Annotated in this window: 15 protein-coding genes; 1 reads left to right on the top strand and 14 read right to left on the bottom strand. The window is 57.3% G+C overall.

The genetic code is table 11. From position 1 onward, the window contains the following. The 12 genes from HWU94_RS11245 to HWU94_RS11190 form a co-directional block, all read right to left on the bottom strand. Positions 1–209: hypothetical protein (locus tag HWU94_RS11245; RefSeq protein ID WP_185174914.1), on the bottom strand; the 209-nt coding region annotated here is incomplete at its 3' end. A 43-nt stretch (positions 210–252) separates the two neighbouring features. Further along, complete coding sequence (locus HWU94_RS11240; RefSeq protein WP_185174913.1) at positions 253–1,551, bottom strand: CHAP domain-containing protein; 1,299 nt, start codon at positions 1,549–1,551, stop codon at positions 253–255. Further along, a complete protein-coding gene (locus HWU94_RS11235; protein WP_185174912.1) occupies positions 1,544–2,206 on the bottom strand; it encodes a hypothetical protein in 663 nt (220 codons plus the stop codon). Before HWU94_RS11235 ends, HWU94_RS11240 begins: the two co-directional genes overlap by 8 nt. A gap of 23 nt (positions 2,207–2,229) precedes the next feature. After that, positions 2,230–4,167, bottom strand: a complete 1,938-nt coding sequence (locus tag HWU94_RS11230; RefSeq protein ID WP_185174911.1) for a hypothetical protein — start codon at positions 4,165–4,167, stop codon at positions 2,230–2,232. 4 nt (positions 4,168–4,171) lie between these two features. Next, complete coding sequence (locus HWU94_RS11225) at positions 4,172–6,727, bottom strand: ATP-binding protein (RefSeq protein ID WP_185174910.1); 2,556 nt, start codon at positions 6,725–6,727, stop codon at positions 4,172–4,174. Between the two features lie 14 nt (positions 6,728–6,741). Further along, complete coding sequence (locus HWU94_RS11220; protein WP_185174909.1) at positions 6,742–7,254, bottom strand: hypothetical protein; 513 nt, start codon at positions 7,252–7,254, stop codon at positions 6,742–6,744. Between the two features lie 3 nt (positions 7,255–7,257). Further along, on the bottom strand, positions 7,258–7,596 hold the full coding sequence (locus HWU94_RS11215) for a hypothetical protein (RefSeq protein ID WP_185174908.1): 339 nt from the start codon (positions 7,594–7,596) through the stop codon (positions 7,258–7,260). A gap of 29 nt (positions 7,597–7,625) precedes the next feature. Further along, on the bottom strand, positions 7,626–8,624 hold the full coding sequence (locus tag HWU94_RS11210) for a conjugal transfer protein (RefSeq protein WP_185174907.1): 999 nt from the start codon (positions 8,622–8,624) through the stop codon (positions 7,626–7,628). Positions 8,625–8,642: 18 nt separating this feature from the next. Beyond that, the gene (locus tag HWU94_RS11205) at positions 8,643–10,211 is read right to left on the bottom strand and encodes a hypothetical protein (RefSeq protein WP_185174906.1); all 1,569 of its coding nucleotides are present in this window, start codon (positions 10,209–10,211) and stop codon (positions 8,643–8,645) included. A 34-nt stretch (positions 10,212–10,245) separates the two neighbouring features. Continuing rightward, on the bottom strand, positions 10,246–11,064 hold the full coding sequence (locus HWU94_RS11200) for a hypothetical protein (RefSeq protein ID WP_185174915.1): 819 nt from the start codon (positions 11,062–11,064) through the stop codon (positions 10,246–10,248). Next, positions 11,064–12,326, bottom strand: coding sequence for a hypothetical protein (locus tag HWU94_RS11195; protein ID WP_185174905.1), 1,263 nt, complete (start codon positions 12,324–12,326; stop codon positions 11,064–11,066). Before HWU94_RS11195 ends, HWU94_RS11200 begins: the two co-directional genes overlap by 1 nt. Positions 12,327–12,330: 4 nt before the next feature. Beyond that, positions 12,331–13,017, bottom strand: coding sequence for a class F sortase (locus HWU94_RS11190; protein WP_185174904.1), 687 nt, complete (start codon positions 13,015–13,017; stop codon positions 12,331–12,333). Positions 13,018–13,200: 183 nt separating this feature from the next. Here HWU94_RS11190 and HWU94_RS11185 point away from each other — a divergent pair, with 183 nt between their 5' ends. Then, positions 13,201–13,779, top strand: coding sequence for a hypothetical protein (locus HWU94_RS11185; RefSeq protein ID WP_185174903.1), 579 nt, complete (start codon positions 13,201–13,203; stop codon positions 13,777–13,779). Here HWU94_RS11185 and HWU94_RS11180 read toward each other — a convergent pair. Continuing rightward, complete coding sequence (locus tag HWU94_RS11180; protein WP_185174902.1) at positions 13,745–14,500, bottom strand: hypothetical protein; 756 nt, start codon at positions 14,498–14,500, stop codon at positions 13,745–13,747. The two genes, HWU94_RS11185 and HWU94_RS11180, sit on opposite strands and share 35 nt — an antisense overlap. Further along, entirely contained in the window at positions 14,475–15,215 is a 741-nt protein-coding gene (locus HWU94_RS11175; protein ID WP_185174901.1) for a hypothetical protein, read from the bottom strand. Before HWU94_RS11175 ends, HWU94_RS11180 begins: the two co-directional genes overlap by 26 nt. Between the last annotated feature and the right edge of the window lie 17 nt (positions 15,216–15,232).

Genomic DNA, 15,232 nt, shown 5'->3' with positions numbered 1-15,232 from the left:
GTGTAGGGCAGCAGTCGGTAGCGGGTGTTGCTCCTAATCTTGAGGGGAATCAGGACCGCGAGCGCGGTGATGGCTGTGAGGGTGGTGAGGGTGATGGTCCAGGTGGGTTTGTAGGTGGTGAGTTGGTAGCCGGTGGTGATGAGGGTGAGTCCGGTGATGGTGAGGGTGAGGGTGGTTGTTCCTTTGGTTTTGCGGGGTGGTTTGGTCATGGTGGGTGGTCCTTTTGGGGTGGGGTTTGGTGAGGGTTTGGGTTTAGGTGGTGGTGAGTTTGGGGGGTGGGTAGAGGAAGGCGTTGACTTCTGTGGGGTCTACTGGTTGGGGGCGGACGTTGTAGCGGTGGCCCGGTGGGGCGTAGTAGGCGTTGTTGTATTCTTCGATGATTGCTTTGCCGTCTTCGGTGACGTCTGCGACGTAGGCGACGTGACCGGCAGATCCAATGCCTTCTGCTCCGTTAGCTCCCCACCATGCGACGGCTCCGGGGACGGGTTTATCTGAGATTTTCCAGCCTTCGGCTTCCCATGCGGTTTTCCATTCGTAGCCGTTGCCTTTGCGGATGCCGGTTTTTCCGTAGCTGTTGTTAAAGATGATGTTGTCTTTGGTTCCTCCGAGGGCTTCGTTGAGTTTCCATGAGACGAAGGAGGTGCACTCTCCGTAGTAGAAGTTCATGGGGTCTACGGCCCAGGAGTTGGGGGGTGTGACGATGCCGAGGTTGTCGCCGTATTCTCCCCAGGGGTAGGTGTTGCGGGCTTCTTTGCCGGCGACGGTGGTGGTTTCACCATCGGTGTTGGGGCCGCAGTTGATGGTGGTGGTTTCAGAGGTTGTGGTGGGGGTGAAGTCTGCGTTTTTCCATGTGGCTTGTTTTTCTTCGTTGGCGGAGCGGTTGGTGTCGATGTCGAGGATTTGGATGATTTCGTCGGCGTTGGCGTAGCTGCGGGTGTAGTGGAGGGGGTCTGCGTTGCGTTGGACGGCGTGGATGGCGTTGGTGCGTTCCATGGTTTCCCATCCTTGGATGGAGACGAGGCCGCCGGTGCCGTTGTGTTTGGGGCCGAGGAGGAAGGAGGTGGTGGCGTAGGTGGGGTTGGTGACTTGTTCTACGGTGCCCCAGCCCATGGAGGTTTGTTGTTGGAAGAGGCCTTTGGAGGTGGTTAGGGTTCCGTCTGAGTTGGTGACGCCGTGGATTTCGTCGCCGTAGCCGAGGTTGTAGAGGGTGGATTCTCCGAAGGCTGCGGTGATGGCGATGACGGAGGCGCTGCCGGGTAGTCCGAGGTCTGCTGCGGTTTGGTCGATGATGCGTGCGTTGTTGAGTTGTTCTTCGCTGTAGCCGTTGGGGCCGAGGGTTGGTTGGGTGGTGAGGCCGTCTGTGCTGGTGTTGCCGATGGTTTGGGTGTTGTAGCAGCTGTTGTTGTTTTGGAGGGTGGGGTTGGAGTTGTTGCTGAAGAGGAGGATGAGGCCGAGGGGCGATACTAGGAGGGTGATGGCGATGAGTGTGATGGCAGCGAGCGCGGTTGCGAGGATCCAGCGGTTTTTGGTGGTGCGGTTGTTGTTATCCATGGGTGATGTTCCATGAGTCGAGGCTGAGGTCGGTGATGGTCCAGCCGTTGGGGGTGTTGATGGCGGCGATGCGGTAGTGCAGTTGGTAGTTGCCGTGGGTGGCGGTGGCGACGGTGGTGGTGGCGTAGTGGGAGTAGCGGGCGGGGGTGTCGGTGCCCCATTCTTTGATGTTTTCTCCGATGGTGACGTCTTGGACTGCGATGGGGTATGAGTTGGTGAAGGCTGGGAGGGGTACTGCGTAGATTTCTTGGGCGAGGTCTTCGGTGATGAGGGAGTTTATTTGGTCTTGGTAGGTGGTGTCGGTGTTTGAAGTGCGGGAGGTGTAGAGGGTGAGAACTTCTGTGGCGGTGGCTTCGGGGTTGGTGCGGTCAAGGTTTTGGGTGGGGGTGGGTTGGGTGATTTCTTGGGTGGGGTAGCTGGGGGTTGTGGTGGGGCGTTCGGGGGCTTGGTCTGCGTCGGGGTAGGCGATGCTGATTCCGTTGTCGGTGGTGGTTGGTGCAGCTGTGGGGATGGCCGGGTTATGCGTAGCAGGGGTGGTGGTTGGTGCTTGTGTTTGTGGGGTGTCTGGCTGGGTGGTTTTCCAGATGAGTAGTCCGGTCGCGATTCCGAGCAAGGTGAGAGCAGCGACGGTGAGGATGATGGTTGTGCGTTTCATGTGTTGTCCTTTCTCGGGTGTGTTTAGTTGCGACTGAAGCGGTTGTGTTGTGTTCGGGTGGATGAGGCGTCGTAGCTGTTGAGTAGTTTGAGGGTGCGGAGTTTGGAGTCTGGGATATCGACGATGTCCCCTTCAACTGGTTTGTTGATGGTGTGGGGTTTGCCTTGGTAGTCGAGGCGGACGTTGCCGTATCGACCAGGTTTCATGGTGCTTTGGGGGCCAGGGCGCGGGGTGGGGGCAGCAGGTGTTGGGTTGGCAGGTGGGGTGGGGTGGGATACGGGTTCGATGTCCTTGGATGAGGGTTTTGTTTGGGGTGTATCGATGGTTCCTGCGGCCGGGGTGTTTGTTTCGTGGGTTGCGGGCATGGGGATTGCCCCGTCGCCGTTGCGGTATGCCGGCTGGAGGGCTGCGCGAGCGCGGTTTGCGTCGAGGCGTTGGGTGTTGGCAGCGTTGCTCATGTTTTGGGCGAAGGCCGTGCCGAGGGTGGTTGCGGCAGCTGTGGCTGCTGCTGAGGTTCCGCCGGTGACGGCTGCTGCTCCTACGCGTGCGAGTTTGGTGGTGGTGCCGGTGCGGGTGAATCCGCGGTTGACGGCGTAGAGGCCGCCGGCTGTTTTGGCGACTGTTTTGATTCCGGTGGCGAGTTTGGAGGGTTGGCGGGGGCCGGGGTCGCGGGTGACTCCAAGTTTTGCGAGTCGTTGGCTGAGTTGTTGGCCGAGGTTTTTTCCGTTTTTCTTCATCTTGATGAGGGTGTAGGCCATGAGGAGGGCGAGGACGCCGAGGATGAAGTTTTGGTAGATCATGAAGGTGCCGCCGGTGAGTTCTGTGAATCGGGCGTAGAGCCAGAGGTAGATGGCGGTGAGGGTGATGTAGAGGCCGACGGTGATGGTGTTGACCCACATTTGGGTGAAGGAATTGTAGAGGCCGTAGCGGGTTCCCCAGGGCATGATGGCTAGGGGTGCTCTCCAGATGACGTTGATGGCGTTGCCTGCGGCGAGGAAGGCGTCTTTGAGGATGAAGATGAGTAGGACGGCGACGATGGCCCAGAGGCCGAGGAAGCCGATGAAGAAGACGAGGAAGAAGGCAAGGGCTAGGAAGTTGTCTGTTTCGTTGTTGGCTTTGGCTAGCTCATCGCAGGAGTTGATGGCTTTGCGGATGTCTTCGGGTTCATCTCCTGCGGTGGCCATTTCGTTGAAGGTGGTTTCGCATTGTCCATCAAGTTGTTTGCCGAAGGAGATGATGTGGGAGGGGGTGCGGAGGGTGATGTCGATGATGGAGGCGGAGATGGGTGAGGTGGTGTCTTCTTCAGAGAGGATTGTTTGGCCTAGTTCGGTGCCGTATTGGGCGCTTTGTTGGATGGCGCCGTTATCGCCTTGGAAGTAGGTGATGGGGTTGGCTGCTGGTGAGAGGGCGAAGGCGGAGATGATGAGGGCGATGAATACTTCGATGAGGGCGGTGGTTTTGTGGCCGCGGAGCCAGAGGAAGGCTCCGGCGACTGCTGAGAGGGTGAGGGCGGTGGGGATGATGATGAGTTGGGCGGTGGCTAGCTGGACGCTGTTGGCGAGGAGGACGAGAGGTGAGAGGATCCAGTCGAGCCAGGTGAGGCCGAGGATGAAGTCTACGGTGGCGATCATGATGAGGCTTGCGAGTGCGTAGATCATCCAGAGGGTGTTGAAGAGGAAGGCTCGGGCTGAGCGCATGGGGTGGGTGAGGTTGCCGTTGTCTAGGGGTAGTTGGGTGTATGCGGAGATGGGTACTCCGTGGCTGTCGGTGATGTGGCCAAGGGGTAGGTAGAGGGTGTTGATGGTTTGGCCGTCTTCTGCGCGGGCGGTTTCTATGTTGATGAAGGTGCAGAGTGTGCAGAGGACGGTGATGGCTAGGAGGGTTTTGGTTTTGGGGTGCCAGTTTAGCCAGGTCCAGATGCGCAAGGTGAGGTCGTCTGTTGGGGTGAGTGTGGGGCTCATGGCTTTAGGCTGCTTTCAACAGGGTGGTGCGGTTGGGGGGTGAGGTGAGGACGGTTTTGCGGCGGTCTGGGTCGAGTGGGATTTCGATTTTGACTTTGCCGACTTTGCCGCGGTGGTCTTTGAAGAAGCATTCGCCGCGGCGTTCTGTGGGTACTTTGTCGGTTGCTTCGTCGATGGGGGCGGTGTCGGTGGTGAGGGTTTCGATGTGTTCTGTGCTGGCGTAGTTTTTGTCGAGCCAGGTGAGGTTGGTGCGGGCGAGGTCTTCGTCTCGGGTGCGGAATACGAATCGGAGGGTGATGAGTGAGCGGAGGTTTTGGTCTCCGATTTCTTCGGCGGAGTGGGTTCCGATGCCGACGTGGAATTTGTGTTTGCGGCCGGTTTTGATGCCGGTGAGGATTTCGCGGTGTCCTTCGGGCGATGAGGTCATGTGGTAGGCCTCATCGATGAGGAAGAGGACGTCGCGGGAGTCGTCTTGGTAGCCGATAAGGCGGCCGAGGGCTGCGAGGTAGGCGTAGGTTGCTCGGCCGACGCGTTTTTCGATGCTGAGTTGTTTTTGGGCGATTTCGCTGCTGAGGTCTTCACGGGTGGGGAGGTCCATGCCGTGGGTGGCGAAGACGGTGGCGTCGTAGGTGAGGTCTGCTGCTGGCAGGGTGGGGTCGAAGAAGGGGGCTCCGATGGTGACTTCGGAGAAGATTTCGATGGTTTCTCCGATTTCGCGGGCGGTTTCGCGGCGTTCTTCATCGATGGCGTCGCTCATGAGGTGGTTTTTGAGGTCGTTGAGGCTGTGGAGGGCGATACGTCCTTCTTCGAATGCTTTGAAGATGGATGAGAGGAGGCGGCCGCGGGCATCGGTGATGTTAAGGGATAGCAGAGAGGTGAGGAAGGTTGTGACCATGTAGCGGATTTGCTTTTTGTCGTGGGCAAAGAGCTTGAAGGGATCTACTGAGACGCTTGCTTCGTTGAAGTCGATGATGTTGGCGCGGGTTAGGTCCTTTGCCAGGGCTGCCCATTCGTGGTTGGCCGAATGGTCGACGATAACGAGCTGGGCTCCGCGGTCTACCATGCTTGAGGCGATGGTTTTCATGGCTACGGATTTGCCGGAGCCGAGTTCTCCGATACAGGCGAAGGAGCCTGAGAGGTCTGCTTCTGCGAGCGCGGAGAGGCTGATGTAGACCGGTTGGAAGCGGCCGGTGGTGATGTTGGTGGCGATGCGGAAGCCGTTGCGCATTCCGAGGGTGTCTTCGCAGATGGGAACGCCCATGGCGAAGTTGTCGCCTACGGTGAGTTGGGCGTATTGGGAGGAGGTGGGTGAGGGGGTGGTGCCGGGGAAGAAGTCCCAGAAGAAGTCTTTTTGTTCGACGGCGGCTGAGTCGAGGATCCATTCGCTGGTTTTGTAGATGGATTCGAGGTCTTTGATGTGGGTGAGTGCTTCTTCGGGGGTGGGGGCTGAGGCGCTGAAGATGCAGGTTGCGACGATTTCGACTTCGCGTTCGTCTGCTTTGAGTTTGGCTTGGTATTCCTTGAGGGCTTCAGCTGATTTGTCGATTTCGGCGTTTGTTCCGCCGGTGATGGTTCCGGTTTTGGTAGAGCGTTGGGTGTATTGGTCGATGAGTTCGCGTTCTGCTTTGCGGTTTTTGGCGATGGCTTTTTCTGCGGGGATTGATTTGATGAGGAGGCAGAAGTCGATTTCGGTGGGTAGTTCGGAGGCGATGTTGATGAATTCGGATCCGGGGAATTGGTAGCCGGCTTGGGGTGGGGCTGCGATGGCGGTGAAGGATTGGTAGGAGGGTTCGTAGTCGCCGTTTTGGGGGGTTACTTTGATGTAGCGGCGTTTTGCCATTTTCCATGCGTTGCGCAGGGTTTGGGAGTCGGTGATGTCTGATTTTGCCATGGGGTCGGTGAGAGGTTCGATGAGTCCTTTGGCGTGGATCCAGCCGTTGGCTGCGGGTTCGTCGAAGTAGGGGGTTTCTACCCATGCTGCGCCGCGGGTGGAGAGTTTGACGGAGATCCAGGTGAGGGCGGCTAGTCCTACGGGGCGGGGTTTGAAGGCGCTGGGGATGCGGCCTTGGATGGTGGCTGCTCTAAGTGCCCATTCTGTGTGCATGGTGGTGCTGGGTGGGTTGAGGGGCAGTCCGAGGGCTTCGCGCATGTCGTTGTCGCCGGCCCAGGTGATGCGGTTGAAGTATTCTTTGGGGTTTTTGGAGGTGAGGGGGGTGATGAGGAAGAAGGAGCGGGCCCCTGGAGGTAGTGCGGAGAGTTCTTGGTGGATGAGGCGCACTTCGTTCATGAGGTGTTCGGTGGGTTCGTCGACACCTTCGAGCATTCTTCCAACGATTTCTGCGCTGGAGGTTGAGGAGGTGAGGCCGAGGATTTTGTATTCGCCGGTGATGCTTTGGAAGAGGTCGCGGTGGATGGCGTGGACGGCTTGTTTGTGGGCGTGGGGGCTCATACCGTAAGACAGTCCGGTGAGTCGCCAGATGGCATAGGGGATGCCTTTGCGGTTGACGAAGATGTTTCCGTTGACCCACTGGATGGGCTGGCGCTGGTCTTTCTGGCTCATGGTAGTAGTTGCTCCTATTTGAGGGAGTTTTGAAAACGGGTGAAGCCGCTGGCGGGGCGGGGGGTTGTTTTCGTGGCGGTGGTGGTTTGGATGGTGGTGGTTTCAGGTTCTATGGTCGGCTCTGGGCTGGTTTCGTGAGTCTGGGCTTTGGGGAGTTTGATGGGTTTGCCCTGCCAGTAGCCGTTGCGGTTTGAGATGAGGAGGGCGGGGGTGGTGGTGATGAGGTGGAAGAGAGATCTTCGGGTGGGGGGCAGCTGTCCGAGGACGAAGATGGAGATGGCGCATAGTGCTAGGACGGCTGCTGTCTCAAGGATGGCCGCTGTCATTGAGCTCCACCCAAAGATTCTGACTTTGAGCGCGTAGGGGATGATGAGGATGAGCGTGGGGACGAACTGGGTGAGGGTGTAGGGTCCGCCGGGGATGGTGGATCCATCGGGTAGTTGTCCGATGAGCTGTTTGAATTTACGCGCTGCGGTGTAGAACTTCCCTACCTGGATTACGCGGCCTGGAGTTGGTTCTGTGCTCATGGTTTAGGCCAGGTCGTTTCCGGTGGTGTGCTGCTGGCTGTAGATGGTGTCGGGGGCCGCGGTGGTGTTTCCTTCCTGGACGGTCTGGGAGAAGACGCCTGAGAGGGCAACGATGATGGTGCCTGCACCGGCGATGATGGCTCCTGCTACGAGCCCGCCGATGATGCCGGGGATGGTTTTGGTTTGCCATGCAGTGATGATGAAGACTAGTAGGCCAACGACGATGAGCAGTGCGCCAAGGAGGGCCTGGGTGTTGCTGAGGATGTTGTTGGCCCAGTCGAAGAAGCCTGCTGCCTGGATGGAGGTGCCGGAGGCTGCTGCGGTGAGGTTGAGGGTGTTCATGGTGTTTCTCCGTTAGAGGGTGTTGTGGGTTAGAAGGTATGGGGCGAGCGTTCGATGGTTGAGATCTCCCATCGTCCGCCGCGGGAGGTAAGTTCTAGGGGGTACGTTTGACGGCGGGTGTTCGTGGCCTGGTCAGTGACTTCAAATTCGGCCAGAACGTAGGCGGTGGTACCGTCTGCTGGTACTGGCCCGTCCATGTTGGTCAAGGCTGTTACCGATGTCAGTGCTGCGCTTTGGTAGGGCGCTGGGCTCAGGGCAGCAATGGCGGCGTCCGGTGAGATGTAGCGGTTGATGTCACCGGTTTCGGTGAGGTAGGCCTTGCCGAAGTCTCCAACGGCTGAGGTGACATCAGGGTTGGCGACGGAGTAGGGGTAGGTGGTGCGTTGGGTGTTGGTGGTTGGGGCGTTGGTTGCTGCGGGGTACCCAATGGGGCTGTGGGTGCCGTCTTCGTTGGTGGAGGTGACGACCTTGTACCAGTGGGTTTCCCAGGTGGTTTTCTCTCGGGTTTCTCCGTTCTCTTCGATCTGTTCGGTGTGCCTGGTTTCGATTTGGATCTTGGTGGAGTAGTAGCCGTAGTTGGTTTTTTCCACGGAGGCGATGACGGGGTTGCGGTAGTCGATGCCGGTGGTGACTTTGAAGGTTGCGTTTTGGGCGGCGTCCTGGCCGATGTAGGCCGCCAAATCTTGGTAGTTCTCTTTAGAGGCGCTTAGGTAGGCGGTGAGGTATCCCTGGGCATAGGCCGCTGCCTGGTTGGCGAGTACGTCCTGGTCTTGTTGGTTTTTGAGTTCTTGGGAAACGGAGGCGGTGGGGTTATTCAGTAGGGCTGCGGCGCCCATGGTGGTTCCGAGTACTGAGGTAAACCCGATGCCTAGGACGATGGCCCAGATGCCGTAGCGGCCGATGGTTGAGGCGTGGGCTTGTTCGATGGTGCCGTTGCCGGCGATGGTGTCAGGGGTCTTGGTCTTCTTTGGTTTTTTGGGTGGCTTCGTCCCGGTGTGGGGGGCCTTGGTGAGTTTGGGGAACTTCATGGCCTAGCTCTTTCGGGTCTATGAATCGAGGTGGGTGGCTTCTGAGATTTTTTGGTTCAGAGCCGGTAAGTAGGGCTCTGCCCAGGGGGTTTGTGTCAAGGGGGCCTGGGGCTCGATGGCAGGGATGTGGTCGATGTCAGTCACCAGGTTGATAAGGTGCCAGCCGTCGCGTTCGGTGATGAATTCGGCGGTGGGGATGAGGTCGTGCAGCTTCTCTTTGGCTCTTTTACGACGAGCTGAGAATTTTGATTTGTTGCTACCGGTGGGGGCAGCTGCCCACAGGCGGGTGCATAGATCAGAGAAGGTGGGGGCAGTATCGCCAAAGTGCTGCTGGAGGTAGGTGTAGGCGATGACTTCGGCGGGAAATCCTCCTATGCTGCCGGTCTCTCCGATGAGTTCGGGGGCAGGGCCCATGAGCTTGAGGTAGGCGGTGGGGGCAGCTACCGGCGGGGCTGTCTCTGTCTCCTGCGGCTCAGGAGCCAGGGCGACAGGTTCAGGTTCCGGTTCTTCTTCCTCTGCTACTGGTAGAGCAGAGGGCTCAAGTAGCTTTTGGAAATCTTCGTCCGTAAACCTAAATTCCTCATCTAAGGAGTTCACGTTTTCACTAGTGACAGCGCCTTCGACCTCTTCGACCGGTAGCCCCTCATCAAGGTTCTCTACAGCCTGGGGCTCAACGGAAGCGACCGCTGCCGGGGCATCGACTGCTTCAGAAAGATGCTTATGGTAGTTCTCTTCTACAATTTGGTAGTCCTCAGACTCACGAGACATCAAGAAGGGAAAGATCGTCACATCCCCCGGTTCTAAGGCCCCGCGGTCATCTGATTCCTGGTAGTAGATGAAGCCACCACCAATAGGAACATCTGCAACAATCCCCAGGGCGAAGGAGGTTGTAGTGCGCACGAATTCAGAGACCGTGCCAGCATCCTGCCCAATGCTAAAGATGGTGGAGTTCTCCAAGGTCTGCCCGTTATGCTCCAGGTCCGTCAGAGCATCAACGAGAACAATGTTGCTGTGATAGGAGGCCAGGTTATATTTCAGAGCCTTCCCAAAATCTTCAAACCCTACAAGGTAGATAGTTCGCGTAGCATTCCACGGCTCCATTGCATGCTCAACAGCCAGCCCGCGCACCATCGCCTGAGCAAATTCGGGAGCAGCATTAATGCTCAAGATCCGCTGCTCTTGCAGGTTAAAGAGCATCATTTTATCGGCGTGGTTATACCCGTAAGCCGTCAAGGCGCTAATCTGCGGAGACTCCAGAGCATAGCTCTCTAAATCATCGACGTCCTGATGGTGCAGCGCCCAGAGTTGCCCCTCATCGTCCACAGGGAAGAAGGGAGAGCCCAGGTCCACCGGCTCTACTTCATCAAAGGCCAGCAGAATCTGACCGTCATTGATTTGGGCGAACTGAACGGTGGGCCCAGAGATGCTAGCTAGGAAGGAGCCTACAGCGTTGAGATTCCGCAAGAAATCATTGTGCTCAATGGTCTCCTGATCAAGCTCAAGGCCACTTTCCTTAAAGATTTGCTCAGTGATAATCCAGTCTTGGAGCTCTTCAGGGAGCTGGTTATCCTCATGCTTCTCAGACACTAGACTCCCTCCTTTCAACTATGGTTTATCGGTCTTATTTCTTATTGAGAGCTTTGCCGGTCTTCTTGAGGCAATAAGCCCCTCCCCCAGCGACGACAGCGAGCGCCGCTACCAGCCAGCCTGTGGCCTGAGAGAACAGGCCATTGAACGGTGCTGCCTGGTTATCTGAGGTGTTGGCAGCTTGGATGTAGCCGGCGTTTCCGGTGTGGAAGCGGATGTCTTCGGTGCGGGTGCGTTCGCGGGTTGGGGGTTCGGTGGTGGGGTTGGTGGTTTCTGTTGTGGAGGCGGGGGTTATGGCCTGGACTTCGGTTGCGGGCGTCTCGGCATTGGTGATGGGAGCTTCGTTAGTGGTGGGTTCCTGGGTGATGGGTGCGACGGGCTGCTCGGGAGCAGGGGCGGGTTCTACTGGCTGTTCAAGAATGGGGGCGGGTTCGGTAGGAGCAGGAAGGGGCTCAGTGGGCTGAGGCTCGGGGGTAGGGGCCGGTTCAGTGGGCTCCGGTTCGGGAGTGGGTTCAGGTTCAACGGGGACAGGGACGATGGGTTCTTCAGGTTCTACCGGATCAATAGGGTCAACGGGGTTGTCGGGTAGGGGGATGACCGGTTCGGTCGGTTCGGGTTCGGGGGTGGGTTCAGGTTCAATGGGTACAGGGACGATGGGTTCTTCAGGTTCGGGGGTTTCGTCGATGGGGGTGATGGGTTCTTCGGTGGTATCGCCGGGGGTGGTTTCGTACTGGTCAGAGGCGGTGATGGTGGTCGGGGTGTCTTCGGTGTCGGTGGCGAAGGCTGCGGTGGTGTTGGCCAGGGCGAGGGCGGTGATGGTGGCGGGGATGATGAGGCGGTTGGGGTGTGCCATTAGCGTTCCTTTACTTCGTTGTTGGTGATGATGTGGGTGTTGGTGGTGGCTTGGGGTTCGGTGGTGAGGGTGGTGTTTTGGTAGGTCCAGGTTCCTTCGGGTGTGGAGCACCAGCGTTCGGTTCCGATCCATTTGCCGGCGGGGCAGATGGGTTGGAGTTGGTCGTTGATGAGGGCTTGGTTATCTCCGAGGGTGATGTTTCCTTTGGTGAATTTCACGTAGTCGGAGGTGGGGATTTGGTGGGTGAGGAGGTTGGTTCCGTCGCCGGTGGTGTCGGTGAGTACGAGCCAGTGTTGTTCGCCGTCTTGCCAGGTGGAGATGGCGCGGGTGTCGTTTCCTGCGATCCATGCGGTGATGTGGGCGGTGTCGGTGGGGCCTTGGATGGCGATGCTGCGGCCGTCGTTGGTGTATTCGATGGTTGCCGGTGCTTTGACGATGAGGACGTTGGTGTCGGTGGCTGCCAAAATTGAGGCGTTTTCGGGGGTGGTTCCTTCGGTGGTGGCGGTGGTGTAGTGGGTGCCGTTGATGATGATGGGGGCGGTGCCGCGGGCGTTGAGGGTGCCGGTGAGGGTGCGGGGTTCTTGGGTGTTGTCGATGAGTAGGACTGTTCCTTCTCCCCCGTCGATGGCGGTGATGTTTGCTGTGGTGAGGGTGCGGGTTTTGGCGGGGTCGATGGTGGTTTGGGTGCTGTGGCTGTTTCCGGTGGTGATGTCGGTGGTTTTGAGAGTGGTTTCCTCTGCTGTGTAGAGGGTAGTGCCGGTGAGGGTGATGATCTGCTCATCGGCGGGGATGGTGTAGAGGATGGTTTCTTCGGCCGGGGTGCTGTTGGGGGCAGCTGCGTTGTTGGTGTTGGTCTCGTGGTTCAGGGTAAAGGCGGTGATGGTGGCAGCTAGGGCGATGCCTGCGAGAGTTGCAGCGGCCAGGTAGAGGGGGAGGCACTTTTTGGGTTCCTTGGGGTCGGTGTTCTGGGGCTGCTTGTCTTCGGTGTGGGTTGCTGAGGTGGTATCAGCGTCCTTGACGGGGGTGGTGGTCTCATCTGTGATGAGGGAGGTGGTCATGTTGTGGTTGAGTTTGAGGGCGATGGGCTGCTTGCCGTTGGGGTGGATATTGAGGCGTACGGGGAAGGTTTCCCCTGAGGTGACGGCGTGGGCGTGGACGGTGGCGATGATGTGGCGGGGGCTGGCTGCGGTGTCGGCTAGGTGGGTGCCGTCGTTGAGTGTCCAACCGGTGGTGGTTTGGGTGGCGGTGTAGGTGGGGATCATGGTCTTAGGCGGTGGTGGGGATGAGGGTGGCTTCGAGGATGAGGTTGTATTGGTAGTTGAATTGGTTGGCTGCTCCAACGTCTTCGAGGGTGCGGCCTGAGCAGGTGATCAGGATGAGGTTGGAAGGATGGGCAGGGTCGAAGATGCCGGTGATGGCGATGTCTTCTTGGTTGATGGTGTATTTGTCGGTGATGACGTATTCGCTGGTTGTCCCGTTGGCGTCGGTGGCGAAAAGGTGGGTGCATTCATCGATGGTGTGGAGGGTGCCCCAGGGGGAGAGTTCACCGCCTTCTGGGGTGAGGACTCCGGGGGCGTAGTCGATGTGCCCGGCGGTGATGGCTGGCCCGTAGCCGGTTGAGCCGATGGGGGCGGATTGTTCCCACCACATTCCAGCTGGAGCATCGGGAAAGGTCAGCTCGTAGCGGGTTTCTAGTGGGCTGTAGAAGTCGGTGCCGGGGACGGAGAGTGCGTATTCGCCGGGGTACTGCGGGTTCGTGGTGGCGGTTAGGTCGCATTGAGCGTGGCGGAATTCTTGTTCAGGTTCCGGGGCCCATTTTGCTCCTTGGGCGTCGATGCTGACCTTGGGCAGGGCGCTAGCTGGGGTGTCCAGGTTTGTTGAGTGGTTGCTGCACGCTGTGAGGGGTACGCCGAGTGTTAGGAGGATGAGTGCGGAGGTGATGCGGTTTCTCATCTGATGTACCCCTTCATGGTCTTACTAGGTCATTTGTGGTTTAAAAGATGACTCTAGGGACACGAAGGTGCTAGAAATGTAGGTACTGGCTCTGCTGGAACAGACCCTAGTGGTCAACTGGATATGTCCAGTATATGCCAGAAAAACGTATTTATAAACCTTTTTGGACAAATTGGGGTACATTTGCACCTGACTAGGCTAAACACCGCCATCTCCGAGCTCTTCTCCCCCTTCGTCCTCTCCGGACTACTCATCACCCTCATCGCCATCACCACAGACCCCACCTGGGGTACACCAGTAGCAATTTCACTCACCTTCATCGTCGGCATACCCCTAGCCCTATCCATCTGGATGCACCGAACTGGCCGCACCACCGACCGCTACATCCAAATACGAAAGCAGCGCACCCCCTTCTACGCGGGCACGCTGCTCTCACTTCTCACCGGGGCCATCTCACTGAACTTCGTCGATACAAGCTACGAAGTACCCCTAGCTCTGAATCTAGCCATCGCCACCTTAATCATCGTGATGCTCGTAAACCTCAAACTCAAGGTCAGCATTCACGCACTCATGGCCACACTCTTCGCTCTTGTATTCCCCCTCTACACTCCCCTACCAGCAATAGGCTATGCAGCAGGACTTAGCATCTGGGCCGCAACGCTCTACTCGCGCCACTACCTCAAACGCCACAGCATCCTAGAACTCATCACAGGAAGCATCTTCGGCCTCATGCTCGCTGCAACCTACCTGACTTTGCGCTAAGGCTTCTCCGCTCACGATTAATCAGCATGAAGCCAAAAGCCAATGAGGCAAAAGTCAGGTAGATGAAAAACTCTCGGAAGCCAACGACAACCGGAGAAACAGGACTAAGCACGAATAACAAAGCTGCCATAGCAGCACTTAGATAGCTAGCTACAAAAATCCTCAACTCCATCTTCAACTTCGCATCATCACTATCTCCAGCAATTCGCCACAAACGGGGAACAAGATAATGAGATCCAGCCAGAAGACCTATGAGAGTAGAGCACTGATAAAGAGTGAAGGCGATGTAATGCCCGCTATAGCCAGCCAACCCACGGCTCGTAGACTCCGCGGCCCCCATCGCAACAAAAGATGCAGCAATACCAACTAGCGACAACACCAGCCACACACGGCTCATGCAAAGAGGACGTTCTTCCTCCTTGAAGATCTTCCGCGTCATCTGAGCCAGAGAGTAGGTAACTGCAAAACCCGCATAGGCAACTAGCGCTCGCTGAAGAAGATTGGTGAAGTTGTGCCCACCTATCAACGGATCTGCCATCTCGTAGATGGGCTTGAGCGATAGGAAGAGCGCAATAACTACACTCCAGTTAGCAGTTAGTAGATATTTATTTGTTCGTGATGTGCGACTGCGTTCTACTGCACTAAGCGCAAGTAGCAACATCACTGAGATAACAACAGCTTCGATAGGTCTGAAGCTACCCCAGTAAGTCCAGAACGACATGTTTGGGCTCGCTCTCGGTCGGTTTATTCATTTTTTCCGCGAGTGATGTTGCGAGTAATTCGTTGCGGTGTTGCAGTTCTTCATCAGTAGCTGAGGCAAGTGCATCTTGTCTGATGTTGGGGGATAGCCCTGCTTCACGGAAACTTAGACTACCAGATACAGCCAGGGCTAGCTGAATACTGAAGTGAAACTTTTGGCTCATCAGAGCCATATGTTCGATGCTCCAGCTAGCTTCTTTATGGTTCTTAGCAATCTGCGTATCAGAGATTCCCACAAGGTCTCTGAGGGCTGAGTAAGTAGCAGTAGGTGCAGCTGTTTTAAACCACGGCCCCCAGTACTCTTTTCCGGCTTTGAAGTCATCAATATCCCAGTGAGTGTAGCGCACCCCAAGACGTCGCGCCGTCTCAAGGAGAATATCGCGGGGGGAGATGAGAGCAAGTAATTCTTGCCTACTTGGGGACACATCTGAGATAAGAAGATTTTCATAGCCGGGGAAGCTAGCAAGGTCCTGAAGGGGGGAACTACCTATACCCCGACTTATTTTGATGATGCTCGCTGCGGGGATTGAGTCTGCATTGAGCTGATAAGAAAGAGTGGATTTTGAAATTCCTGATACTTTAGCTAGCGCACGAACGCTCGGAGTCTTTGCTGTTTGCAATGCCGCCTGTGCCCAATACTCAAATTGTGAGCGAGTGATAGTGGCGGTGTGCGGCATGGCAGTGAGCGCGTCCT

The organism is Rothia nasimurium (genome assembly GCF_014217215.1).
Lineage (GTDB): Bacteria > Actinomycetota > Actinomycetes > Actinomycetales > Micrococcaceae > Rothia > Rothia avistercoris.
Note: the sequence above shows the minus strand (reverse complement) of the source record. Positions and strands in the feature narration are given on the sequence as shown.